The following is a 22,214-nucleotide window of genomic DNA, read 5'->3' on the forward strand; positions in this document are numbered from 1 at the left end:
TTTTTTGTTCCGTCTCACAGTAGAGACGGAACAAAAATCAAGCCACTTCAATCTGTCCACGCAGCAGGCTGAGAGGTAGGGCTCTGTGCCCACGGAGAGCTGTCTGCCTCCGGCGGACTGAGGGGACCATCAAACCCTCAGGGCTCCTCCTCCCTCGCCTTTCTGAACGCCGCTTCCTCACGGCCGAGTCATTGATATTTAAGTATTTGTTGACTTCGAAGAAGTGGAAGTGGGGACCGATCTGGATGGGTCGGTCGGTGGTTGTTGACCACGTCGAGTTCGATGGCGTCCTTGCCTTCGTTGATGGTGAGGTCGCCGTCGGCGAGCGGGTATTCGCCGGGCACGAGCTTTTCGGTCGATTCGATGGGGTTGTGGATGGGCATGAGCTTCGTGCCGTCGGGGAACGTGGTCTTGACTTCGACGACTTCGAGCGTCTCGGCCACGCCGTCCATCACGTCCTCGCTCTTGAGCAGCGTGCGACCGTACTGCATGAGTTCGGCGACGGTCGGGCCTTCGTGCGCCCGTTCCACGCGCTCGGAGGAGATCAGCGCGATCGCCTCCACATAGTTCAGTTTGACGCCCCGAGTCTTGCGGTCCTCGGCGAGCTGCCTCGCCAAGTACGGCATCAGCTTATCGTCTCCCGTGGTGTAAGTCTCATCAGGCTCCCCTCGTCGCATTAGCATAAAGGAACAAATAAAGTAGAGGCTTCTGCTGTTTTCGTGGGTTAGATCGTCGGTGTTGGTAGTTGGATGTCGAGTCCGCCGCATCTGAGCATGACGAGCGCGATGAGGTTGTCGACGTGGTGGAAGCCGTAGGCCATGCGGATGGTGACCTTGATTCTGTTGTTGAACGCCTCGAGCCTGGCGTTGGAGCATCCCAGTTCGATCGTGCGCAGGATGTCGGGACGGCGCCTCCTGATCTTCCTGGAGAGCTCGACGATCTCGGGGATCCGGCTGTGGGACGCCCAGAACACCCAGTGGTTCAACTCGGTCCTGGCTTGGTCGAGGGGGTGTCCGAGCAGGGTCCTGAGGAGTTCCTTGAGCTGCCATGAACGGTAGAGCTGGCCCCTCGGATCCGTGTTCCTCAACGCGTCGAACGCCTCGCTCCGCCTGCCGGTCAGGTCGTCGGGGTTCTTCAGGATGGCGTATTTGACGCCGCGCATGCGCTTGGCGGCTTCCTCGTCGTGTTCGTGTCTGGTCTGGTTCCACAGGCGTTTCCTGACCTTGTCGAGCGCGCCGGTCATCCAGGAGACGATGTGGAAGCCGTCGAGCACGCGCTGCGCGTTCGGGCAGTGCTCGGCGACGCATGAGTCGATCCAGCGCGCCCCCCGTCGCCGGTGACGACCCTGATGGACTTCTTCTGCTCGTCGGTCAGCGGCCGGAAGAACAGGTCGAACACGTCTTTGCCGTACCCGTCGTGCGCCCAGATCACGCGGTGGCGCTCATGGTCGACGACGACGGTCAAATACGTGTGGCCCTTCCGGTAGCTGGTCTCGTCCACGCCGATCGCGGTGAGCCCGTCGAACGGCGACGGCATCGACGCTTTCAACCGCTCGGCGACCCTATGGGCGATGTCGCCCGCGGTCCTCCACGCGACATGCAGGAACCCGCTGACGGTCTTCTGGTTGGCGACGGTCATCAGCCACGCGCACTCCGACTCGAAGTCACGCGTGAACCTCGAACCGGGCTCCGCCCACGGCACCCGGGCGATCACGACCCCGTATTCCGGGCAGTCCACGCGCGGCATCATGGCGACCAGCTCGACCCGCCAGCAGCCGAAGTCCTGATGCCGCCAGCGGCGCACGCCGCCACCACGGTCATAGCCGCGGCGTCTCCGGCCGCACCTCGAGCATCGGAGCATGCCCTTGCGCGGGCGCACGCGGATCTCGAGCACGGGCACGGGACGCAGCGGCGAGTCGACGATCCGCGCGTCCTCGACCACCATGTTTTTGACGTTGAGGAGCCGGTTGAATATGCTGTTCATCAGGCGCTTTGCGGTTGTTTGTTTATCTTGGTCGAAAACATCCTACCCGGAAAGCGCTCTTCTCTTACTCCCTCAACGACTCAACAACGAACCCACACCCACGAAAACAGCAATAGCGCCATGAAGCATATTCCCTTAGTGAAAACAGTATGTTTCAATTTAAAGACAACTAAGACCTAGAGGGGAGAATAACCTCCAATAATGCCTTAAAAAGGGGCTTAGCATCTTCAATGAGCGGATCTCCGCTATACCGAACCACAGAATTCGCAACAATTTCCTTTGCTCGGTTGATTCTGTCTTCACTAGAATCCCCCAATCCAACTTCAAGACAGAAGTTTGCAAATTTATCAGACCATTTAATAGCCGGATTTCTAAATTTATCAGGAAGAAACTCTCTGCCGAATTCATCAGTCAAAGACTTACAATATACATCTGGATTCAGAGAATTCTCTATTTCATTATCGCCTCTATGAAAACCCATCATAAAAACATCTCTCTCAGGAAGCAAACCGCTTGCTAATATGGCATCGCGCGTCTGCCTGCCAGCACCATCGTTATCCAGAACAGAAATAATTCTGCAAATGTTGCTCTTCTGACGTTTAATTTCATTTATCATTACATGCGTCCCACCGACATCTTGAATCACGATATTATGATGCAAAAGATTATTTGCAAATAAAGTACTCTTCTTTTTTAGAACATTGGAAATAATCCGCACATCAGAAGGCCCTTCAACGAGAACCACAATTTCAGCAGATGACAAATTGTCAGAAACTTGAACCCCAAGAGATTCGCGAATTTTCGCCAATTTCTGCACAGGCTTGGCTGTACTATTCGCAACAAGAACATTCGAAGACACATCTTCCCTATTAACCATAATTGGATTATGCGTCGCAACCAACACCTGCTGAGTATCCGAAAAAATTTCCAGAATTCTCTGCAACTCACGAACTGCATTAGGATGTAAATGAGCCTCAGGCTCATCGACTATCAATAAGTAACTATGTGCAGAGGATTTTTCCGTAGACAGCTCTTGCATTAGAGCAAGCGTGAACAAACTTTTAATACCGTCGCCCTTTTGGTCAAGAGGAGTTAAAAAACCATCATCAATACCAACATCTAGAACGCGGCTGGAAAACGACTCCAAACGATCAGTCAATATATGAACTCGCTTCACCGAAGTCATATATTCACTGACCGAACTCTGAATGGTGCTTTCTATTTCTTCAATAATGGCATTTCTTTTACCATTAATCTCTTCAATCAGTTTATTATATTGAGGATCATCAAACAACGACCTCATTTTTATCGACAGCAGGTTATTCAGCAATCTACGAGCTTGCTCTTCCGTCCTAATCGCAGGTACATATATTACATTTATCTTTTCGGAAATGAATTTAGCTATGCTCTGAGCCTTATTCTCATAGTTCCGCTTACTATTACCTTGTTTTACAATACTAAGAGTGGCCGAATCCCGCCTCAAATCAATTTGAATAGGCAAAGTGCCGTTTGTTCGAATCCCAGTCGATTGGACAAATTCATCAACTTCAGTTTCATTCAAGCTGAAGGTAATCCTAATGCGCGTCGCACCGCTTTTATTTTTTTGCTTTGAGAGCGGGAAGTCGAATTCCCAATCATACCCTTCATCCCCCAATGATTGATGCGAAAAATTGTACCTCTTCCATGGAGAATACACCGATTTACTCCAATCAGAATTTGAGTAATCTGCTCTCAGACGTATTAAATTCATACCGACAACAAGTGCTCTAATGAGGTTTGTCTTACCTTCATTATTGGGACCAACAAGCGTAGTCATACTACCAATTTTAAATGTAGTCTGTTTCCCAATGGATCTATAATTCGAAACAGACATACTTGCAATCTTCATTTAAATTTACTCCTTCTATTTTCCAATCCCAAAGCTATGCGTCTCACAGAAAGGCAGAGTCGCTCTTAAACGGGGCTATACGGCCCCATGAATCTGGAGCCGTTGAGGTGGATTATGTGGTCGGGGGTGTCGGCGCACCGGACTTCGGTCTCCCATGCGAGCTGAGCGCAGTAGCGTTGCATGACCGAACGGTTCGGGAAGCAGGAGACCGGCACCACCTTGTCCCACTGGTCGGCGAACAGATCTGCAACTCGACTTTGCGGGTCACATCCACGGGGCCGTGCGTGCTGGCCGCCTCCATCAGGAACAACCAGCCGCGTTCACCATCCCATGCAATCACATCAGGCGCTTTCTCCCGCGCCCGAAGCGTAATACCCAACTCATCCATCAGCGCGGCGTCCACAACGCCATGCTGATGGTCGGTGTCATCGATGAACGCGACCTGACACCCTGGCGCGAATCTCGGCAGCATCTCCTCCACCATCGCCTTGATGAGCGTGGACTGACCTTGCGGAGACAAGCGGATATCACGGCCGGAAGGCAACGTCACCGGAGTCTTCGGCATATGGCGTCGCTCCTCGGCAAGCGACCGGTACGACGTGTGGGCGGTCAGAAACACATCAAGCTCGGAAGAGAACCGCTCCGTACCGTATTTACGAATCACCTTCAGCGCATCATCGGTCACCCGGTAGTTCCATTTCGGCGAGTTGATCGGCCTATTCGGCTGATCTGCATTCTCCTCCACGAGTCCCGCGATGACGAACTGGTGCAGCGAGAGTCGTCGGATGGTCTCACGTGTGTTCGGCTTATAAGCGACACCGAACTCGTCACGAATCCAATCCATAATCGCGCGAGTGCCCAGCATCGGGTTCTCGGCCTTATCCCAAGAATCTCCATTCCCCAGTTGCAACAATGCGAGAAGCGTCATTGCGCTACGTTCATTGAGCTGCTGGTCACCGAGTTCGAATCGGCGCAGCAGCTCCATGGCCTCGTCGATCAGCTCGCCTTCGCCCATTCGAACAATCCCCCAATCGTCTCGTCAACGAGACTCTGGTCCGGTGCATCGTTGACTGACAGCATACCAGCCAACACGGCGAGCTGTTGCTTCGACGGGCACGGCATCTGCCTCAGATCCGTGGCGTTGACCTGTGTGCTGCCGGACACCTGTCGATACCATTCGTCGACGATCGACGACGACAGCCACAACGTCAGCCCACGTGCGACCGCATCGTCCAGTGGAATCGTCTTGCGCGACGTCCCCTGATGCACGTAATTGAGCTTGTTGTCCACCACGAAATCCACATCGCTATTGAGATACGAGGCATAGATGCGGTGCCGCTGCTCCTTCGCGGAGAACCGGTTCACCATGCAGTAGCCGCCAGCGGGCAACACGACATGCCGATTGTCGGCCGCACCGGTCACCCATTGTGCGCGGTCGCACTCGACCGGATGTTCCATGCGCAGACCATCCTGATTGTCCGCCCAGTACAACGGATGCCCGCCGACCACCTCGTCATCCGACAGCACATCACGGTTCCGGAACCACACCAGTTTGCCGGTGGACACCCACAATCCCTCGTCGGCCATCGTCTTGAACCCGGCAAGACGCGCATCCTGCCGTTGGATGCGCAGGATGCGGTCACGCCCCATGCTGAGCGCACGAAGCGCGACCATCTCCTGCGACTGCCGTTCCAGCGGCGTCGCCGGCGATGCGTCGGGGAACACGGTGACCTTCTTCACCTGCGCGCGCTTCGACACCTTCAGCAGCATGATCTCCTGCAGAATGCCCATATCCTTGAAATGCTCCTGCCGCGAGCCATACACGACCATCGCGTCCAGACTGCATTCACGCAGCATCCACTTGCGGAAATCCTTGAAATAGTCGCCGTTCATCCACGATCGGGGAATGATCGCCACGCACTCACCTCCCGCGGCAAGCGCCTGAATCGCGATGACCAGGAACGCCGTATACAGGTTCGTCACTTTGACGTCGCCACTGTCCATCGCGATGACGGTCGGAGCGATCTTCTTGTACGGCGGATTGAGAATCACCCTGCTGAAGCGAGGCTCCAACGCGACATCGGAGACCGAATCATTGAGAACCATGACATCGTCGCATACCTGACGCAACGACGTTTCGGAAGCCCGCGCCAACGCGGCGTCCCGCTCGATGGCGAGCACGCTGCCACCTGCCGAGAACCGTTTCGCCGTGACCGCGCCCAGAATGCCGGAACCCGACCCGAGGTCGAGGATCCGCTGCGGCTCATCGGATTCCGTGAACAATCCCACCGCCTGCTCGGCGACGGGCATGGGCGTCAGAAACTGCTCCCACTGCTGCTGCCGCTCGGGAACAAGCGACGCCGCGGCCTCGTCTCGGATCTGCGCGATGGATTCGGAATTCATACCCCTCAGGATACCGGCCTTCGGTGTCAACTACTCAGACATCGATGTCGCTCTTCGGACGGTTCGTTCCCTTCGCGCGGGAACCAAACAGAATCACCAGTCCCGGATCAGCAGACGACGAGAGAATCACGGAATACCGTCACCATCAGGATCGGGGTCTTCGTGCCACACAAGGGGTACGGCGGTGAAGTGTGGCGCATGAACGTGCCACACTCCACCGGAATCGGTGGGTGGGCGCGTGAAGTGGCGTGCCGAAGGGGCGAAAACGTACCACAAAAGCCCGCGAAACGCGGTTCCGGCAGATAGTGTGGCTCAGGGCCGCGCCACACTTGGGAGGATTCCGCACTTTGCGGGCTTGTGTGGCACGTCTCTGCTATGAGACGGCTTGTGCCGTCTGTGCTTGATAATACTCGTTCTCGACCTGTTCCGGTGTCCTGTAGCCCAGGGAGGCGTGCAGCCGCTTCGAGTTGTACCATGAGACCCACCGCATCGTCGCATACTCCAGCTCGGCCACACTCCGGTAGGGTTTGTTGACCCAGATCAGCTCGCGTTTGTACGTGCTGTTCGTGCGTTCCGCCAGCGCGTTGTCGTACGAGTCGCCGACCGTGCCGGTCGAGGGGAGCATGCCCGCATCAGCCACGTGCGTGGAGTACACGAGGCTGACGTACTGCGAGCCGTAATCCTAGTGATACAGGCATCGCGGCCACCAGCTCGACCCGCCAGCAGCCGAAGTCCTGATGCCTCCAGCGACGCACGCCGCCTCCCGGTCTATCCATGGCGTCTCCGCCCGCAGCGGGAGCATCGGGCCCCTGCGCGGGCGCACGCGGATTTCGAGCACGGGCGTGGGACGCAATGGCGAGTCGACGATCCGCACGGTCTCGACCACCGTGTTTTTGACGTTGAGGAGCTGGTTGAATATGCTGTTCATCAGGCGCTTTGCGGTTGCTTGTTTATGGCTCTTCGGGTGTTTGTGTGGGTGTGAGTCATCTGTCTGGCTTACTGGTTATTGCGTCCGGGGAGTTTGAGGTTGAGTCCTCCGCATTCGGGCATGACGAGGCCGATGAGGTTGTCGAGTTTGCGGTATCCGTAGCCGATCTTGATGGTGGTCTTGATCTTGTTGTTGACGGCCTCGAGTCTGGCGTTGGATAGTCCGCTGTGGATGGTCCTGAGGATGTCGAAGTGGCGTCTGGCGATCTTCTCGCCGAGCGGGACGAATCCCGGGATGCCTGAGAGGAACGCGTCCGCGGCCCATCGGCGCAGCAGGGGCGCGGCATCCTCCGGCGTCTGTTTGTGAGGATCATCCTGAGTCGTTCCTTGAGTTTGTACGCCTCCCAGAGGGTCTCGTTGGTGTTCGCCACGCACTCCAATTGCGCCTTCTGGCCGGCCGTCAGGTCCGATTCGTTCTTCAGCAGCGCCCACCGGGCGCCCTTAATCGGGTCCTTCGCGCCTTTCCCGGCGACGCCTTTCCTCCTCGCCTCGCGCCATGCGGCGGTGCGGACCTTGTCGAGCGCGTCGGTGGCCCAGCTGACGATGCGGAACCCGTCGAGGATGCGTTCAGCCGTGGGGCACCAGCGGAACGCGCACTCGTCGATCCACCGCGCCCCGTCCCCGGTGGCCACCCGGATGGATGCGCGCTGTTCGGGCGTGAGCTCCCGGAAGAACAGGTCGAACACCCTCTCCCCGTGGCCCTGGTGCATCCAGATCACGCGCCCGCGGTCGTGGTCGACGACGACCGTCATGTACTTGTGCCCGCGCTTGTAGCTGGTCTCGTCCACGCCGATCGAGCGCAGCCGGTCGAACAGGCCGGCGCCCTGCCTGGCGCGAAGCTCGTCGGCGACGCGCCGGCAGACCGGCCCCACGCTCTTCCAGTCGATGCGCATCAGCGCCGACACGGCGCTTCTGGGCGCGTGCACGCTCAACCAGGCGACCTGTCGTTCGAAGTCACGCGTGTATGCGCTTTTCCGTCTCGCCCACGGCACCATCGCGACCGTCACCCCATGCTCCGCGCAGTCGACGCGCGGTGGCGCGTACTCCAGCAGGAGTTTCGCGCACCCGACGTCGAGATGACGCCAACGCCGCGCGGGCAGACGGTCGTACGGCCGGCCATGCCCGCCGCATTCGGCGCACCTGTTCAGGTCCCTCGCGTACGGGCGCACCGGGACGACGGCCACGTCGGCGCCGCCGCGGTCCCGTTCGATGCGGGGCTTGCCGATCACGACGTTGGCGGGCAGGTTGAGCATGCGCTTGAGCGCGCCGGCTGATATGGTGGGCACAGGCGTTCCCCCTGTTCTTCGGTTCTATTTCTTGGCGGAAACAAACCTAACAGGCGAACGCCCCTTCCATACCCACCCACGGAAAGGACCCCGGCAACGACGCCGAGGCCCACAACCTCACCACACAAACTGGCGAAGACTCATTTGTTTGTCGCGACGGTTTTTCCGTTTTTGCAGGTAGACTGTGCGTAGCGCATAGGTATGAATAGATAAGAGGAAGAGAAGATGACCTTCAACACTAGCACACGTGATGCAGGTTTCGCTGCTCCCACGGCGAGCGTTCTCACCGGGCCTATGAACCGGAAGATGCCCACTATCTACTTTGTGCTTCCCTGCTACAACGAGGCCGAAGGCCTTGAGCACACGGCCGAAGTACTGCTCGCCAAGTACCACAGTCTCGTCAACACCGGCGAAATCAGCAAGGCGAGCCGCATCCTATTCGTGGACGACGGGTCGAAGGACGCCACTTGGAGCATCATTCGCAAGCTCCACGAATCCGACGAAACCGTGTTCGGCGGGGTCAAGCTCTCCCACAACCGCGGTCATCAGAACGCGCTGCTCGCCGGGCTGATGACCGCCCTCGCACAAGGCTGCGACGCCGCCATCTCGATGGACGCCGACCTGCAGGACGACGTCAACGCGGTGGACGAGTTCATCCGCAACTTCAAGAACGGTGACGAGGTCGTCTACGGTGTGCGTTCCGCACGCAAGAAGGACACGTGGTTCAAGCGCAACACCGCCGAGGCGTTCTACAAGGTATTCGAATGGATGGGTGCCGAAACCGTCCCCGACCACGCCGACTACCGCCTCATGAGCCGTGAGGCCCTCGACGCCCTCTCCGAATACCATGAGGTCAACCTGTTCCTGCGCGGTATCGTCCCCACGCTCGGCTACCAGACCAGCAAGGTCTACTATGAGCGTGGCGAACGTGAAGCCGGCGAATCCAAATACCCGCTGAAGAAGATGATCTCCTTCGCCATCCAAGGCATCACCTCGTTCTCTACGAAGCCATTGAGCTTCGTCACCGGGGCCGGCATCATCTCCATCCTCGTGGCGGTCGCCATGTTCATCTACGTGCTTGTCTCGCTCGGCTTCGGCCACGCCATCGCCGGCTGGGGTTCCATGATGATTTCCGTCTGGCTCATCGGCGGACTCATCATGGTCTCCCTCGGCATCGTCGGCGAATACGTCGGCAAGATCTACATGGAATCCAAGCACCGCCCGCGGTACCGTATCGAGACCACACTGTAGACGAGAGGCTTCTGTTGTTTTTGTGGGTTAGTTGATGGGGCGGGAAAACACCACCTCCCAACGCGGACGCCAACTTACTAAAACACGCGTCCAGCCGCGCCACGTGCACGATGCGTCCCGCACCGCGCGGCGCGTCAGACGAATCGGCCCCGACATTGGCAACTTGAAACACAGCCTTTCTCGGCTCCGCGACTTCGGCGCGCAAGCGTCTCAACTCGGCGGCCGTCTACTCCGCACTGATTGCGGACCACTTCCCGGCCGCCCAGTCGGCTTTGTTCCGTCACCTGCGCAACGGCTCCGGGGCGATGCCCAGGCTCTGCGCGAACGCGTCCACGGCCTTCGTCTCCGACGAATGATTGGCTCGTGATTCCTCCAGAAGCCTGAGCGCCCTCGCCTGGAACTCCTTCGTGTAACGGGTCTTTCCGGTCATGTTCCTAGTCTCCCATCAATGAGAAAACACGGAACAAAAACAGGTCATATCATGCCTCAATATCAGAAATTGACTATGATGACACCATCCTTTTTGGCCACGCTACCCGGATTCGGCCAGTGGGGCATGGTGGTAGCGTTAATTTCGCTTTTTTTGATTTGAGTTTCCGTTGCACCGTTGTAGGAGACACCTAAAACATCGTTCATGAATTGCGTTTTCACACCCGTTCCATGGGCTGTTGAGAACCCGATTTCGAGCATGGAACGGCCGGTAAGACCGAGCTGGCTTGTGGGATAACAATCCGAGTTGCACTTAGCGGTATGGTTTCCAACGAATACAACGGGTTCATTCGGATGCTCTCCAAGACCCAAAGCGTCGATACGTGTTTTAATTTCTTGTGCGGTCAGCACATCTTGGGTAAAAACCACATTCTCGGTATAAAAAATACGACTTGTGATTAACGCCTGATTCCAACCTATCGCAATGATGAGTACCCATGCCAAAGTTTTTCGTGCATTGATACTGAGCTGGTTCAAAATGGGGAGTTTGACCTTCTCTACACCTGAAATCGCCATCACAGTAGCGAACGAAAATGCCAAGGGGTAGGTCATTTCTGTACGTACTGAAGGATTCCCGCCCAACACAAATGACATGATCATCGGTGAAAGTGCGATAAGGAAGGAGACTACTCCAGCAAAAATGGTAATACGCTTGTTGACTACAAGGATAACCGCTGCAATAAGAACCACAATCGTAGTGAAGGTGAAGAGAGCGCTATAAAAAATCCCGTTCCCGGAATACAGTTCAATCGCGTGCCTGCCGATATTATGAATTATTGTTCGGAGCGAATCTTTCCCCCAGTGCGACTGATCGGTGATGTACGCATTGGTTGTTACTCCCTTAATGTGCATCGCTAGAGAGTTTAACAATTTATAGGAAACATAGGAAATTGCGAAAATCAGTATGCTTCCTGCGAGGAATGTCAAGGATTCTCGTTTTGTTTTTTTCACATGCTCTTTATTTGAATAATTAAGGACGAAGAGGATTGCGGTGCCGGTGATGAAGAATGTTACCATGGCAAGGTACATGGTAAAAGAAACCACGGTGCAGATAATTGCTCCTATAGCAAGGAGCGCTATTTCTTTTCTTCCGGTGGCGGATAGCGCATTGCTCCATTGCATGAGTGCGACGGCAATCAACGTGCTCGCCACAGATATTTCAGGGCCCAGCAGTAGGAAGCCAAGCATTTCCGCAAAGATTGGAGAAGCGACGTAAGGTATTATAAAGAATGCCGGTTGTAACGTTCTGGAATTGTCAGGTCGGCAAATCAGATAAGCCCATATGATTGCGGAAATGCCGAAGAACGTGACCATGGTGAAGGAGGCAAGTGCATTATTATATTGGTACACGCCAAAAATTTTTTTTGTAACCACAAGCCCAAAACGCTCAAGTTCGAACCACGATGTATAAAGCGCCTCCCTATTGTTAATCAAGGCTTGGGTGTCAATGGAAAAAGTATTGCTAAATAATTTTTGCCCAAAAGCTAGCAACAGGAAAAACATTGAAATGGTGATCTGCCCAACGTATTCTTTGATGAACCGAAGAAAACCGGTTATTGAATACTGATACTTCGTTGGAGAAATTTCTGCGGATGCTGCCATCAATGTTACCTTTCTAATCTCAGTCAACCTTTTCCTTTTCTATCATATCCTCTGCATCGATTGCCTGAGTCAATGTGTTGCGCATCATTTCGATGAGTTTTTTTTATGTACGCGGCATCGCATTTGCGTTCACTTCATGTCATATGACTATCTGAGCGGTGTGCTAATGTCTGTCTTCCTTTATCCCTTGACGAGATGCGACGAGGTTTTTGTCTAGCGGCTACCCTGCCGGTATGATTGAGGCTATGGCTGATGAAGTGTTTACTCCTCATAACATCATTGTGACCGGTGGCTGCGGGTTCATCGGGTCGAACTTCGTGCACTACGTGTACAACAACCATCCGGACGTGCACGTCACGGTCCTGGACGCGCTCACCTACGCGGGCAACCTGGAGAACATCAAGGGCATCCTCGGCGACCGCGTGGAGTTCGTGCACGGCAACATCTGCGATGCGGAGCTGCTCGACAGGCTCGTGCCGGGGCATGACGCGATTGTGCATTACGCGGCCGAGTCGCATAACGACAATTCGATCGCGAATCCGGAGCCGTTCCTGAAGACGAACGTGGAGGGCACGTTCCGGCTTTTGGAGGCGGCGCGCAAGTACGACGTGCGCTACCATCACGTCTCCACGGACGAGGTGTACGGCGATCTCGCGTTGGACGATCCGGCGAAGTTCACCGAGGAAACCCCGTACCATCCGTCCAGCCCGTACAGCTCCACGAAGGCCTCGTCGGACCTGCTGGTGCGCGCGTGGCACCGCACGTTCGGCGTCAAGGCTACGATTTCGAACTGCTCGAACAACTATGGTCCGTTCCAGCACGTGGAGAAGTTCATCCCGCGTCAGATCACCAACATTCTGGACGGATTGCGCCCGAAGCTGTACGGCGACGGCCGCAACGTGCGCGACTGGATCCACACGGACGACCATTCGACCGGCGTGTGGACGATTCTGACGAAGGGACGTATCGGCGAGACGTACCTGATCGGCGCGAACGGCGAACGCAACAACATCACCGTACTGCGCGACATCCTCGAGGTGATGGGCAAGGACCCGGACGATTTCGACTGGGTGAAGGACCGTCCGGGCCATGACCGCCGCTACGCGATCGATTCGACAAAGCTTCGTACCGAGCTTGGCTGGGAGCCGACGCACACGGACTTCCAGAAGGGCCTGGAGAAGACCATCAAGTGGTACACGGACAACCGCGCCTGGTGGGAGCCCGCCAAGGCCGCCACCGAAGCCAAGTACAAGCAGCAAGGCCAGTGATCGCATAGGGTGGGGCGAGCGTCTTTCACTCGCCCCACCCTCAGTTGCTTTCAGCGGCAACTCGTTGCAGAAAGTCCAACTTGCAAGCCGTAAACGAGGAGTAATTATGGCATTTGAGTTCGAAAAGGAGCTGAAAGTCACGGAAACGAATATTCCGGGACTTTTGGTGTTTGATCTGCCGGTACACGGCGACAATCGAGGCTGGTTCAAGGAGAACTGGCAGCGCGCGAAAATGACCGCGCTGGGACTGCCGGATTTCGGTCCTGTGCAGAACAACATCAGTTTCAACGCGAAGAAGGGCGTGACCCGCGGCATTCACGCCGAACCGTGGGACAAATACATCTCCATCGCGACCGGCGCGGTATTCGGCGCATGGGTCGACCTGCGTCCGGGTGAAAGCTTCGGCCAGGTCTTCACAACCCGTCTTGACCCGTCGAAGGCGATCTACGTGCCGCGTGGCGTCGGCAACAGCTTCCAGGCATTGGAGGACGGCACGGCATACACGTATCTGGTGAACGCGCACTGGAGCCTCGAACAAAAGAAGACCTACACGTTCGTGAACCTCGCCGACCCGGAACTCAATATCCAGTGGCCCATTCCTCTGGAGGAGTCGGAGCGTTCCGAGGCCGATCTGCACCACCCGATGCTCAAGGACGCCAAGCCGATGGCGCCGAAGCGCACCATGGTCTTCGGCAGCAACGGCAAGCTCGGCCGCGCCATCCGCCAATACGCGGAAGAGCACCAGCTGCAAGGGTTCGAATACCACGACACCGATACGTTCGATATCGCCGACCCGGCCGCCTATGAGGGCATCGACTGGGACCTGTACGGCACGATCATCAACGCAGCAGCCTTCACGTCCGTCGACGCCGCGGAAACGCCGGAAGGACGCAAAGCCGCTTGGCGGTCCAACGTCGTCGGTGTCAGGAACTTGGCGAAAGTGGCGACGGAACACCGCATCACATTGGTGCATATCTCCAGCGATTACGTGTTCGACGGCGACAAGGAAATGCACGTCGAAGATGAGGAGTTCGCGCCTCTCGGCGTGTACGGACAGACCAAAGCCGCCGGTGACGCATTGGTCGACAACGTGCCACGCCATTACCTGCTTCGTTCCAGCTGGGTGATCGGCGAAGGACGGAATTTCGTCACCCGCATGCTCGGCCTCGCCAAAAGCGGTGAACACGCCGAGGCTCCCTCCGACCAGTTCGGCCGGCTTACGTTCACGAGCGATATGGCCGGGGCGATTTTCCATCTGCTCACCAACAACGCACCATACGGCACCTACAATATGACGGGTTCAGGTCGGGTCGCCAGCTGGTATGACATCGCTACCGCGGTATTCAAGGCGGCCGGCGCCGACCCAAGCCGCATCGTCGCCAATTCCGTGGCGGAATACGCGCGCACGCATCATGCCGCTCTGCGTCCGCGCAACTGCTCCCTCAACCTTGGAAAACTTGAGGCTGCAGGTTACCATCCCGCGGATTGGGAAGAACTGCTCGATAATTATCTGGCGAAGGAGCTGGGCAAGTGAAAGGCATTATTCTGGCCGGTGGTTCCGGCACGCGTCTGTACCCGTTGACGACCGTCACCTCCAAGCAGTTGCTGCCGGTATACGACAAGCCGATGATCTATTACCCGCTCAGCGTGCTGATGATGGCGGGTATCAGGGACATCCTCATCATTTCCACGCCGAAAGATCTGCCGAACTTCGAACGCCTGTTGGGTGACGGCTCCCAGTATGGCGTGAACTTTAGCTACAAGGTGCAGCCCTCGCCCGACGGCCTCGCCCAGGCGTTCATCATCGGCGAGGAGTTCATCGCCGGTGAGCCTTGCGCATTGGTGTTGGGCGACAACATCTTCTACGGCAATGGTCTGGGCAAGACGTTGCGTCGAGCCGCGTCCGTGAAACACGGCGCCACGGTGTTCGGCTATTACGTCGACGATCCGGAACGCTACGGCGTGGTCGAATTCGACGAGAACCATAAGGCCATCTCCATTGTGGAAAAGCCGGAACATCCCGCGAGCAACTATGCCGTGACCGGCCTGTATTTCTACGACGACCGCGTGACGGACTTCGCCAAGCAGGTGAAGCCATCCGCCCGTGGCGAATTGGAAATCACCGATCTCAACGAAATGTACCTCAAGGACGGTTCCCTTACCGTTCAGACGCTTGGACGCGGCTATGCATGGCTGGACACCGGCACCATGGACTCCTTGTATGAGGCCGGTGAATTCGTGCGTACGGTGCAGCGTGCGCAGGGTCTGCCTATCGCGGTCGCCGAGGAAATCGCGTTCGAGAACGGTTGGATCTCCCGCGACGAGCTGATGGAAGCCGCCGTCAAGTATGGGAAGTCGCCATATGGGCAGCACCTGAAGAGCGTGGCGGAGAACAAGATCATCAGCAGGCCGTCGGATGACCCGCAGCAGTGAGTAAAGTGAACGTGGAAGGTAAATGATTATGAGCAAAACAATACTGGTCACCGGAGCCGGCGGTTACATCGGTCGCCACGTCGTCAAGGCGTTGCTGGATGCGGGACAGAAGGTCATCGCTTCCGATCTGCGCCTGAACGATGTGGACGATAGGGCCACGAAGATCGAGGCGAACATCTTCGAACCGGATGACGCACTGTTCAGCAAGCTCGGTTCCCCCGATGTCTGCCTGCACATGGCATGGCGGGACGGCTTCAAGCACAATTCCGACAACCATATGGGCGATCTTTCCAACCATTATCGGTTCATCAAGACGATGCTCGACGGTGGGCTGAAGCAGATCGCCGTGATGGGAACCATGCATGAGGTCGGCTATTGGGAAGGCGCCATCGACGAGAACACGCCTTGCCACCCGGCCTCCATGTACGGCATCGCCAAGAACGCCCTGCGTGAGGCGACTTTGATGCTCGCCAAAGAGCATGACGCGGTGGCTCAGTGGATTCGCGCCTACTACATTGTGGGCGATGACGCTCGCGGCAACTCCATCTTCTCCAAACTGCTGCAGGCCGCGCATGAAGGCAAGCCCACGTTCCCCTTCACCACGGGCAAGAACAAGTACGATTTCATCAACGTCGACGAGCTCGCCCGACAGATCGCCGCCGTAGTGTCCCAGGATGAAGTGAACGGCGTGATCAATTGCTGCACAGGTGAGCCGATCACCCTCGCCGAACGAGTGGAAAAGTACATCAAGGACAATAACCTGAATATCAAGCTCGATTACGGTGCGTTCCCCGACCGCCCATACGATTCTCCGGGCGTGTGGGGCGATGCCACGAAGATTCGGCGGATTCTCGCTTCCCGCTGATTGATGCACAATTGAATGAGGCGGTGTCCATATCGTAATGGACACCGCCTCATTGTGTATGTGTTATGGATTATTTGGCGGAACCTCGTACGAACATCCGGCGCACATAGGCAAGAGTCGCCTTGTTGAGACGCAACAGCAGGACAGAGAGCGCCATGATAATCATGAAGTCGACGATGAACAATATATAGGCATTCGCCATACCCATATGGGCGAAATCCAACTTACTGAACACCTGAATGATTACCTGATGATGAACCAGGAAGATCGGATATGAATACTTCGAAATCGATCCGACAACAACGCGAACCGGTTGTATATTAATCCACTGGGCAATCCACACCAACACAAGGAAGAACAATATGCCCACCACGGTTACCGCGATATTGCCGGTCAGGGGATGGAATATCTGCTGAAGCGCGAGTACAACGATGGAGCCTGCTCCGATGTAATGAGGCACCTGCTTGATGTATTTGACGAAATACATGCCGAACAACAGCTCAGGCAAGCGAGTGGTGAGAAGAAGATCCTTCGGCATACCATGCAACTGCAGATTAGCCGCAAGAGTAATCGCATAGCAGGCCAGTGCAATTCCCGCGGTCCAGAATGGGAATCTCTTCACGCCCCAGCGCAGCAAAGGGAAGAAGATATAGAAGATGATGATGAATCCAAGGAACCATTCGCCCAATGTGTAGAATGTCGGAATCGCGGCATTGGCTAAAAACCCGTCAACAGCCAATAGGGAGAATATCAAGCTCCACTTCGGGGCCTGTGCTTCGACGATGGCTCCGTGACACAAAAACAGGTATGCATTTGCAATGATGAAAGCGACCCAGAACATAGGGTAAATCGCCTTGAATCGCTTCCAATAGAATGTACGCAAATCCAAATGCTCAGGCTCATCATGCGTATACATCAACGCGGCACCCGAAATAATGAGGAACAGTGAAACGCCAAGGCCGCCGATATAAATACCGAATGGTTGATTGACGAGTATCGGATGCTGCGTCAAAAAAGGATTGTTGAAATGCGTAATCACAATCAGCACGGCTGCAAGAGCACGCACCAAATCCAAATAGAAGAGTCTCGGCCTATGGGTTTTGATAGGAGCCTGAGTCTGAGACGTCGTCACTTCTTATGCTCCTTCCGTTCCAGCTGGTGCTCATGTGCTTTGACCAAAGTCGGGCCGATCACGGGTGTCCTCTTAATGATGTTCTTGACGATACGCAACACCGTATTGCGGAAACGCTTGCCTTCGGCAACCGCGACCGTGGTTTGGAAGAGGTTCGGCCGAATCCACGGATCGGTAACCGACTTGGTCATTTCACGAAGTTCGTACGAGAGATTCGTAAGCTCGATTCTGGCGAATCGATCAGAGAAGATATACGCCGAATAGTAGCCGTTGCCTTGGGGAACATAGCCATAGGCCCGCTCGATGAAATGCAGCATAGTGCCATCAACCTTGTTCGGCTCTGGTGGGAAATCCTCATATTTCCATTCACGATCCAACAGTCCGTGGAAGGCCTTCGGACGGAACCAGAACATCGTTCCCATAGGCGCGACAGGTTCCTTCATCACATCAAGTGGAATGTTGTCGAAGCCGAGATCTTCGAGGATCTTCTTCGTTCCCTCGAAATTAGGTCCCCACGGGAACGTGTAGCTGGGGAAGTAGTCGGCATGGTTGGGAGGTGTGGGCATGGCGATGCCGAGACGCGGATTGTCTTCAAACAGCTTGACCACGTTGCTCACGTACTCTTTCGAGGCAAGAATGTTCTCGAAGCATTTGTAGGCGAAACCATCACCAATGCTATAGGGCGAGAGCTGCGTCACCTTCTTATCATGGGCGAAGCATACGTAGTCATATTGCATGAGATCCTTGCCGCCGCCAATCAACAGCGCGCTGACATCACGGCCGCGGTTCTGAATCAGACGCACATCAACATGGTACGGCAATCCGCTGCAGCGGCTCTCGACCACATGCTTGTTCTCTTCCGAACCGACGGTGATGATCACGTCGCAGCCTTCAGGCATCGATCGAATATAGCCAATGGTTTTGTCGAGCAGATCCATGTAATACACGTGAATCACTAATGCGATGCGTCGCTGTTGAGGAATCGAGACGCCCATTGACTGTGGCAATACATAGTCGAGATGCAGATTCTTCTGCAAATCAGCCATATTCATCGTGCGAATGGCGTTCTGCCAAATCAGGTCGGTGTCGTAATCGGTATGGTCACGGAGATACTCGAAAAGATCGAGTGCGGCGTTGCCGACCGCCTGTGTCATAACGTCACGATACTCGTGGAAGAAGGAACGACGCTTGAAAATCGGGCAGCGCTTTTCCGCCACCAAAGTTTTCGCAGCATATGTGATGGGGCCAGAGGAGAACCCCTCCAGATCGTCCGTGTTCACATACACGTCCCATTTGAATCCCTTATCAGCGAAACGCTTGGTGAACAGCGACTCGTGAAGACCGACCGAGTCGAAGTAGTTGTTGATTGCCGGCATATTATCCCAATACTCGCGGAACGCCTGACTGGTGTGCAGACTCTTGCGGTAGGCGTGGAAATGCGATTGGATGTGCTCGGGGAGATAGCCGAAAGGACTGCGTCCAAAGGGATCGTTCGGTACCTTATGGAATTTGGTAATGCCCCAGAAGTCCAGATCTCGCTGATCCATTGCTTCGAACATTTCAGCGAACGGGTAGACCGGGCCCATGATAGTCGCATTGAACAATACGATTTCGTCGAACTCCGAGAGTTTGTCCCAACCGTAGGAGTCCAGAGCGGTTTTATACGCCCACACGTCAAAGCCTTTGTTCTCGCGAACGATGAGCTTATCGGTGTAGGTCAGAAATGTAGCCCGACCTTCCTCATTCAGCTTGCCGTTGACTACAATGGCCATTTCGGAGAAGAACGGCTTGAACCCATTCAGCAGTGTTGGAACATAATCATCTACTACGCCATCTTTATCGTAGAAGAAGAAAATGCCCAAGCGTTTGCAGGTGTCTTCGTGAATACGCATGATTCGATTCTCCTAAAAATAAATCATTTGCGAGATTTGATACGGGATATTGAGAATATTGAGGTATGTCCTGACAGGACGCCTGATAACTCGTCTCTGCAAGCCCTCGTTTTGCTGCTGAAGCTCGTGGATTATCTGACGCAGTTGTTCGACATCATGGGCATAGGATTCCGAACGCGCTTTGAACAGCGTGACGAGGTCAATATTCGTCTGCAACGCTTCTTCCAATTCATGTTGGCGCTGCAATAGACGACCGCACTGATCCTGCCGTTCGAAATATGCCTGAGTCATATTCGATAGTTCGACGGATGTTGGTACCGGAGCAGGGGAGGCTGTTCGTTCTCCATCGATGAATGCATACAAGGCATCGAAATGCGCGTCGATGCGTGACTGAATGTTGGAAAAATCAAACGCGTGTGATAATCCATGGCATTCTGCACGGTCGCCTTCAGCAGCTTTGCATCGGTGACATAATAATCATCGAAGCCAAGCAGATGATAGAGATCCTTTGTTTTCTTCGTTTGTTGGTAATCGAAACTGACGATTGTCTTGCCGAAAACTGAAGCGGTGACCGAGCCGTGCAGACTCGTACCGATATACAGGTCGCAGTTGGCGAGAATGCCGATGATCTGCAGTAACGAAAGCGGCTTATCCGGTAGCAGTGCTTCAAATGGAAGCGCTGCGCTGATTGAGCGCAAAGCGTTTTCATCACCGTGGGTATAAGCCAGTGGCAGCAGCACCACACGGTAGCCCGCGTCGTGAACCGTGTTAAGCGTATCGACCACATCGGCAACGGCATCTTCGGGAATAAACCGATTGCAATGGAACACGGCGTAGTGGCCCAGTTCCGGGAACACCTCTTCCTTCGCTGCGTTCAGTTGTTGCTGTGAAGCTATCGATTTCAGGGAGAAGCCGGTATCCGGTACAAGATGAATGCGAGCATCATCAATGTCGATATCGCGTAGCACATCGGCAGAGAATTCGTTTCTCACGCTGATATAGTCAACGCCATCGATGAGCATATGTGCCGCATCGGCGCCTGAATCGAAGACGAATGGAATGCCCGGGGCGTTCCACAGCAGCGGTACCCCATACTTCAATTTCATGAATGAGGGAATCATCCACACTTTATCCATCGGATACTGGGTGAATGTCGTACTGGAGAAATCGCGTTTCTGTCCGAAACGATGCCAGTGGATGATTTCACCGCCTCCGACGATAATCGCATCAAACGGATGTTCCTGATGCATATGCTCCAAATCGTCCAGCGAATGTACCAGAGAGTTTTCCACAAAACTCTCCTGGGCCTCGAACGGGGAGAACAGCACCACTTCGCCTTGATATCCTCGTCGTGTCAGCTCGTTCCGGCATACTAGTGGGAACAGATGATCGCCATAATTCGGGATGTCGAACACTCCGCAAAGCGCTATACGAGACATGTCGGTTTCCTCCTGTAGCTCTTACTCGTTCACCGCTACGCAGTGATGACGGAGAACTGCATGGCCGTATCATTGAGTATGCCGTTCTCGCCGTTATGCTCGTTACGGATTGCAAAATACGCGCAGTTGTCGTCATTGGTGAAGGCGACATATTCGATACGGTCCGCATCGTCCTTGTCGTCCACACGCAAAGTGGCGAACAGACGGTATTCGCCATTGTTCATCAGATTCAATGGGATGGAGAAATGAACCGTATGATGACCAGGCTGGATGGGAGTCCCCTTGCCGTTGGTCTGGCTATCGATGTCGTAGACCTGACCGCCGCGGCGCGCGTCTTGGAGAATGACGCCGAGATAGGCGGGAACCTGCTCGTTGAACTGATACTCGATGTCGAAATCGTAGTCCTGCGAGCCGTCCACAATGGTGTTCCCGTGGTTCAGCACCTTAAGAACGGGGACGCGGGAGTTCAAGCCGGTGGGATGCTTGTGCTCCTGCTTGGACTGGGTCTGGAAAATGGTATTGTGCTGTGCGTTCTCCAGACTGTATTGGTCCGCGACCTTTTTGGGATCACCGGATTCGGCCACATAGCCTTCCTTGATGAGTACGGCCTTGTTGCAGTATCGCTTCATTGATGCCATGCTATGGGTCACCAGAATCACCGTTTTGGACGGATCCTCTTTGACGCTTTTGAAGAACTGGTCGCACTTCTTCTGAAATGCCTCATCGCCCACTGCGAGCACCTCGTCCAGCACCAGAATATCGCCCTGCGCCTTGATCGCCACGGAGAACGCGAGACGTACCTGCATACCGCTGGAGTAGTTCTTCAGTTTCTGATCCATGAAATCACCCAGTTCGGCGAATTCCACGATGTCATCATACATGGCATCAACTTGCGCATGGCTGAAACCGAGCAACGCACCGTTGAGATACACGTTTTCACGACCGGTCAGTTCCGGATTGAAACCGACACCCAACTCGATGAACGGCACCAATTTGCCGTTGACTTCGACCGAACCGTGTTCCGGCTGATAGATTTGCGAGATGATTTTCAACAGCGTTGATTTGCCGGAGCCGTTGCGTCCGACAATACCGAAGAAATCGCCGCGATGCACTTCGAATGAAATATCGTTGAGTACGTGCTGCTCCGTGTACCCTTTAATGCCTTTCGTCCAATTAAGGAACGCCATTTTCAGTCCGGTAGCCTGTTCGGTGGGAAGCCTGAAGGACTTGGATACATGGTCGACACGCAGCACGACATCGCCGTCGCTCATCACGTTTTGTTGCATATCAGTCATG

General features: G+C 55.1%; 20 protein-coding genes and 3 pseudogenes. 5 read left to right on the forward strand and 18 right to left on the reverse strand.

The genetic code is table 11. The features are described 5' to 3' along the window. Nucleotides 1–37 precede the first annotated feature (37 nt). The 11 genes and pseudogenes from BSTEL_RS13010 to BSTEL_RS12780 form a co-directional block, all read right to left on the reverse strand. Nucleotides 38–247, reverse strand: coding sequence for a hypothetical protein (locus tag BSTEL_RS13010; protein ID WP_420796399.1), 210 nt, complete (start codon nucleotides 245–247; stop codon nucleotides 38–40). Then, on the reverse strand, nucleotides 189–626 hold the full coding sequence (gene ureA / locus BSTEL_RS13105) for an urease subunit gamma (protein ID WP_338010575.1): 438 nt from the start codon (nucleotides 624–626) through the stop codon (nucleotides 189–191). Before ureA ends, BSTEL_RS13010 begins: the two co-directional genes overlap by 59 nt. A gap of 98 nt (nucleotides 627–724) precedes the next feature. Then, the gene (locus tag BSTEL_RS12885; protein WP_084686162.1) at nucleotides 725–1,273 is read right to left on the reverse strand and encodes a transposase; all 549 of its coding nucleotides are present in this window, start codon (nucleotides 1,271–1,273) and stop codon (nucleotides 725–727) included. Continuing rightward, on the reverse strand, nucleotides 1,240–1,983 hold the full coding sequence (locus BSTEL_RS12890; protein WP_274518541.1) for a helix-turn-helix domain-containing protein: 744 nt from the start codon (nucleotides 1,981–1,983) through the stop codon (nucleotides 1,240–1,242). The genes BSTEL_RS12885 and BSTEL_RS12890 overlap by 34 nt, the downstream gene beginning before the upstream one ends. Before the next feature lie 169 nt (nucleotides 1,984–2,152). Then, nucleotides 2,153–3,871 (reverse strand): ATP-dependent nuclease, encoded by a 1,719-nt coding sequence (locus BSTEL_RS11800; RefSeq protein WP_084686163.1) that lies wholly within the window; start codon nucleotides 3,869–3,871, stop codon nucleotides 2,153–2,155. 65 nt (nucleotides 3,872–3,936) lie between these two features. Next, a pseudogene (locus tag BSTEL_RS06985) lies at nucleotides 3,937–4,886 on the reverse strand (BsuBI/PstI family type II restriction endonuclease). Then, the gene (locus BSTEL_RS06990; RefSeq protein ID WP_034528747.1) at nucleotides 4,868–6,274 is read right to left on the reverse strand and encodes an Eco57I restriction-modification methylase domain-containing protein; all 1,407 of its coding nucleotides are present in this window, start codon (nucleotides 6,272–6,274) and stop codon (nucleotides 4,868–4,870) included. The pseudogene BSTEL_RS06985 and the gene BSTEL_RS06990 overlap by 19 nt, the downstream one beginning before the upstream one ends. 37 nt (nucleotides 6,275–6,311) lie before the next feature. Beyond that, nucleotides 6,312–6,404, reverse strand: a pseudogene (locus tag BSTEL_RS11805) (nucleotidyltransferase domain-containing protein); the annotation flags it as partial. Nucleotides 6,405–6,654: 250 nt separating this feature from the next. Further along, a pseudogene (locus BSTEL_RS06995) lies at nucleotides 6,655–6,956 on the reverse strand (integrase core domain-containing protein); the annotation flags it as partial. Next, complete coding sequence (locus tag BSTEL_RS07000) at nucleotides 6,957–7,202, reverse strand: hypothetical protein (protein ID WP_238567669.1); 246 nt, start codon at nucleotides 7,200–7,202, stop codon at nucleotides 6,957–6,959. A gap of 55 nt (nucleotides 7,203–7,257) precedes the next feature. Beyond that, nucleotides 7,258–8,547, reverse strand: coding sequence for an ISL3 family transposase (locus BSTEL_RS12780; protein WP_051922936.1), 1,290 nt, complete (start codon nucleotides 8,545–8,547; stop codon nucleotides 7,258–7,260). Nucleotides 8,548–8,841: 294 nt separating this feature from the next. On the opposite strand from BSTEL_RS12780, the gene BSTEL_RS07010 reads away from it, so the two are divergent. Continuing rightward, the gene (locus BSTEL_RS07010) at nucleotides 8,842–9,798 is read left to right on the forward strand and encodes a glycosyltransferase (RefSeq protein WP_034528749.1); all 957 of its coding nucleotides are present in this window, start codon (nucleotides 8,842–8,844) and stop codon (nucleotides 9,796–9,798) included. A 280-nt stretch (nucleotides 9,799–10,078) separates the two neighbouring features. Here BSTEL_RS07010 and BSTEL_RS12160 read toward each other — a convergent pair whose 3' ends face one another. Continuing rightward, nucleotides 10,079–10,228, reverse strand: coding sequence for a hypothetical protein (locus BSTEL_RS12160; protein WP_156963209.1), 150 nt, complete (start codon nucleotides 10,226–10,228; stop codon nucleotides 10,079–10,081). A gap of 62 nt (nucleotides 10,229–10,290) precedes the next feature. Next, on the reverse strand, nucleotides 10,291–11,889 hold the full coding sequence (locus tag BSTEL_RS07020; protein WP_051922937.1) for a glucosyltransferase domain-containing protein: 1,599 nt from the start codon (nucleotides 11,887–11,889) through the stop codon (nucleotides 10,291–10,293). A 245-nt stretch (nucleotides 11,890–12,134) separates the two neighbouring features. Between BSTEL_RS07020 and rfbB the strand changes: the two genes are divergently transcribed. The 4 genes from rfbB to BSTEL_RS07040 all read left to right on the forward strand — a co-directional run bounded on the left by rfbB (nucleotide 12,135) and on the right by BSTEL_RS07040 (nucleotide 16,455). Next, a complete protein-coding gene (gene rfbB, locus BSTEL_RS07025; protein WP_034528752.1) occupies nucleotides 12,135–13,157 on the forward strand; it encodes a dTDP-glucose 4,6-dehydratase in 1,023 nt (340 codons plus the stop codon). A 106-nt stretch (nucleotides 13,158–13,263) separates the two neighbouring features. Continuing rightward, nucleotides 13,264–14,691 (forward strand): sugar nucleotide-binding protein, encoded by a 1,428-nt coding sequence (locus tag BSTEL_RS07030; protein ID WP_034528755.1) that lies wholly within the window; start codon nucleotides 13,264–13,266, stop codon nucleotides 14,689–14,691. Continuing rightward, nucleotides 14,688–15,590 carry a glucose-1-phosphate thymidylyltransferase RfbA gene (gene rfbA, locus BSTEL_RS07035; protein ID WP_034528757.1) on the forward strand — a complete coding sequence of 301 codons (903 nt, stop codon included), beginning with the start codon at nucleotides 14,688–14,690 and terminating at the stop codon, nucleotides 15,588–15,590. The genes BSTEL_RS07030 and rfbA overlap by 4 nt, the downstream gene beginning before the upstream one ends. Before the next feature lie 28 nt (nucleotides 15,591–15,618). Then, nucleotides 15,619–16,455: an NAD-dependent epimerase/dehydratase family protein gene (locus BSTEL_RS07040; RefSeq protein ID WP_034528761.1), complete on the forward strand. Its 837-nt coding sequence runs from the start codon at nucleotides 15,619–15,621 to the stop codon at nucleotides 16,453–16,455. Between the two features lie 70 nt (nucleotides 16,456–16,525). On the opposite strand, the gene BSTEL_RS07045 is transcribed toward BSTEL_RS07040, so the two are convergent. The 5 genes from BSTEL_RS07045 to BSTEL_RS07060 are packed head-to-tail and all read right to left on the reverse strand — an operon-like array spanning nucleotide 16,526 to nucleotide 22,213. Continuing rightward, nucleotides 16,526–17,587, reverse strand: coding sequence for an acyltransferase family protein (locus BSTEL_RS07045; protein ID WP_034528764.1), 1,062 nt, complete (start codon nucleotides 17,585–17,587; stop codon nucleotides 16,526–16,528). Next, the gene (locus tag BSTEL_RS07050) at nucleotides 17,584–19,479 is read right to left on the reverse strand and encodes a rhamnan synthesis F family protein (RefSeq protein WP_034528767.1); all 1,896 of its coding nucleotides are present in this window, start codon (nucleotides 19,477–19,479) and stop codon (nucleotides 17,584–17,586) included. Before BSTEL_RS07050 ends, BSTEL_RS07045 begins: the two co-directional genes overlap by 4 nt. A gap of 12 nt (nucleotides 19,480–19,491) precedes the next feature. Next, nucleotides 19,492–19,770, reverse strand: a complete 279-nt coding sequence (locus BSTEL_RS12785; RefSeq protein WP_238567653.1) for a hypothetical protein — start codon at nucleotides 19,768–19,770, stop codon at nucleotides 19,492–19,494. Further along, complete coding sequence (locus tag BSTEL_RS07055) at nucleotides 19,767–20,918, reverse strand: polysaccharide pyruvyl transferase family protein (RefSeq protein WP_238567654.1); 1,152 nt, start codon at nucleotides 20,916–20,918, stop codon at nucleotides 19,767–19,769. Before BSTEL_RS07055 ends, BSTEL_RS12785 begins: the two co-directional genes overlap by 4 nt. 35 nt (nucleotides 20,919–20,953) lie before the next feature. Beyond that, the gene (locus tag BSTEL_RS07060) at nucleotides 20,954–22,213 is read right to left on the reverse strand and encodes an ABC transporter ATP-binding protein (RefSeq protein WP_034528770.1); all 1,260 of its coding nucleotides are present in this window, start codon (nucleotides 22,211–22,213) and stop codon (nucleotides 20,954–20,956) included. Nucleotide 22,214 lies beyond the last annotated feature (1 nt).

Origin of the sequence: Bifidobacterium stellenboschense (assembly GCF_000741785.1) — a bacterium.
Lineage (GTDB): Bacteria > Actinomycetota > Actinomycetes > Actinomycetales > Bifidobacteriaceae > Bifidobacterium > Bifidobacterium stellenboschense.

Bases quoted from the DNA above. Each gene is read 5' to 3' on its own strand.
- ureA (WP_338010575.1), bottom strand. From the start codon at position 626: ATGCCGTACTTGGCGAGGCAGCTCGCCGAGGACCGCAAGACTCGGGGC.
- BSTEL_RS12890 (WP_274518541.1), bottom strand. From the start codon at position 1,983: ATGAACAGCATATTCAACCGGCTCCTCAACGTCAAAAACATGGTGGTC.
- BSTEL_RS11800 (WP_084686163.1), bottom strand. From the start codon at position 3,871: ATGAAGATTGCAAGTATGTCTGTTTCGAATTATAGATCCATTGGGAAA.
- BSTEL_RS06990 (WP_034528747.1), bottom strand. From the start codon at position 6,274: ATGAATTCCGAATCCATCGCGCAGATCCGAGACGAGGCCGCGGCGTCG.
- BSTEL_RS07000 (WP_238567669.1), bottom strand. From the start codon at position 7,202: ATGAACAGCATATTCAACCAGCTCCTCAACGTCAAAAACACGGTGGTC.
- BSTEL_RS07010 (WP_034528749.1), top strand. From the start codon at position 8,842: ATGAACCGGAAGATGCCCACTATCTACTTTGTGCTTCCCTGCTACAAC.
- BSTEL_RS12160 (WP_156963209.1), bottom strand. From the start codon at position 10,228: ATGACCGGAAAGACCCGTTACACGAAGGAGTTCCAGGCGAGGGCGCTC.
- BSTEL_RS07020 (WP_051922937.1), bottom strand. From the start codon at position 11,889: ATGGCAGCATCCGCAGAAATTTCTCCAACGAAGTATCAGTATTCAATA.
- rfbB (WP_034528752.1), top strand. From the start codon at position 12,135: ATGGCTGATGAAGTGTTTACTCCTCATAACATCATTGTGACCGGTGGC.
- BSTEL_RS07030 (WP_034528755.1), top strand. From the start codon at position 13,264: ATGGCATTTGAGTTCGAAAAGGAGCTGAAAGTCACGGAAACGAATATT.
- BSTEL_RS07040 (WP_034528761.1), top strand. From the start codon at position 15,619: ATGAGCAAAACAATACTGGTCACCGGAGCCGGCGGTTACATCGGTCGC.
- BSTEL_RS07050 (WP_034528767.1), bottom strand. From the start codon at position 19,479: ATGCGTATTCACGAAGACACCTGCAAACGCTTGGGCATTTTCTTCTTC.
- BSTEL_RS12785 (WP_238567653.1), bottom strand. From the start codon at position 19,770: ATGACTCAGGCATATTTCGAACGGCAGGATCAGTGCGGTCGTCTATTG.
- BSTEL_RS07055 (WP_238567654.1), bottom strand. From the start codon at position 20,918: ATGTCTCGTATAGCGCTTTGCGGAGTGTTCGACATCCCGAATTATGGC.
- BSTEL_RS07060 (WP_034528770.1), bottom strand. From the start codon at position 22,213: ATGACTGATATGCAACAAAACGTGATGAGCGACGGCGATGTCGTGCTG.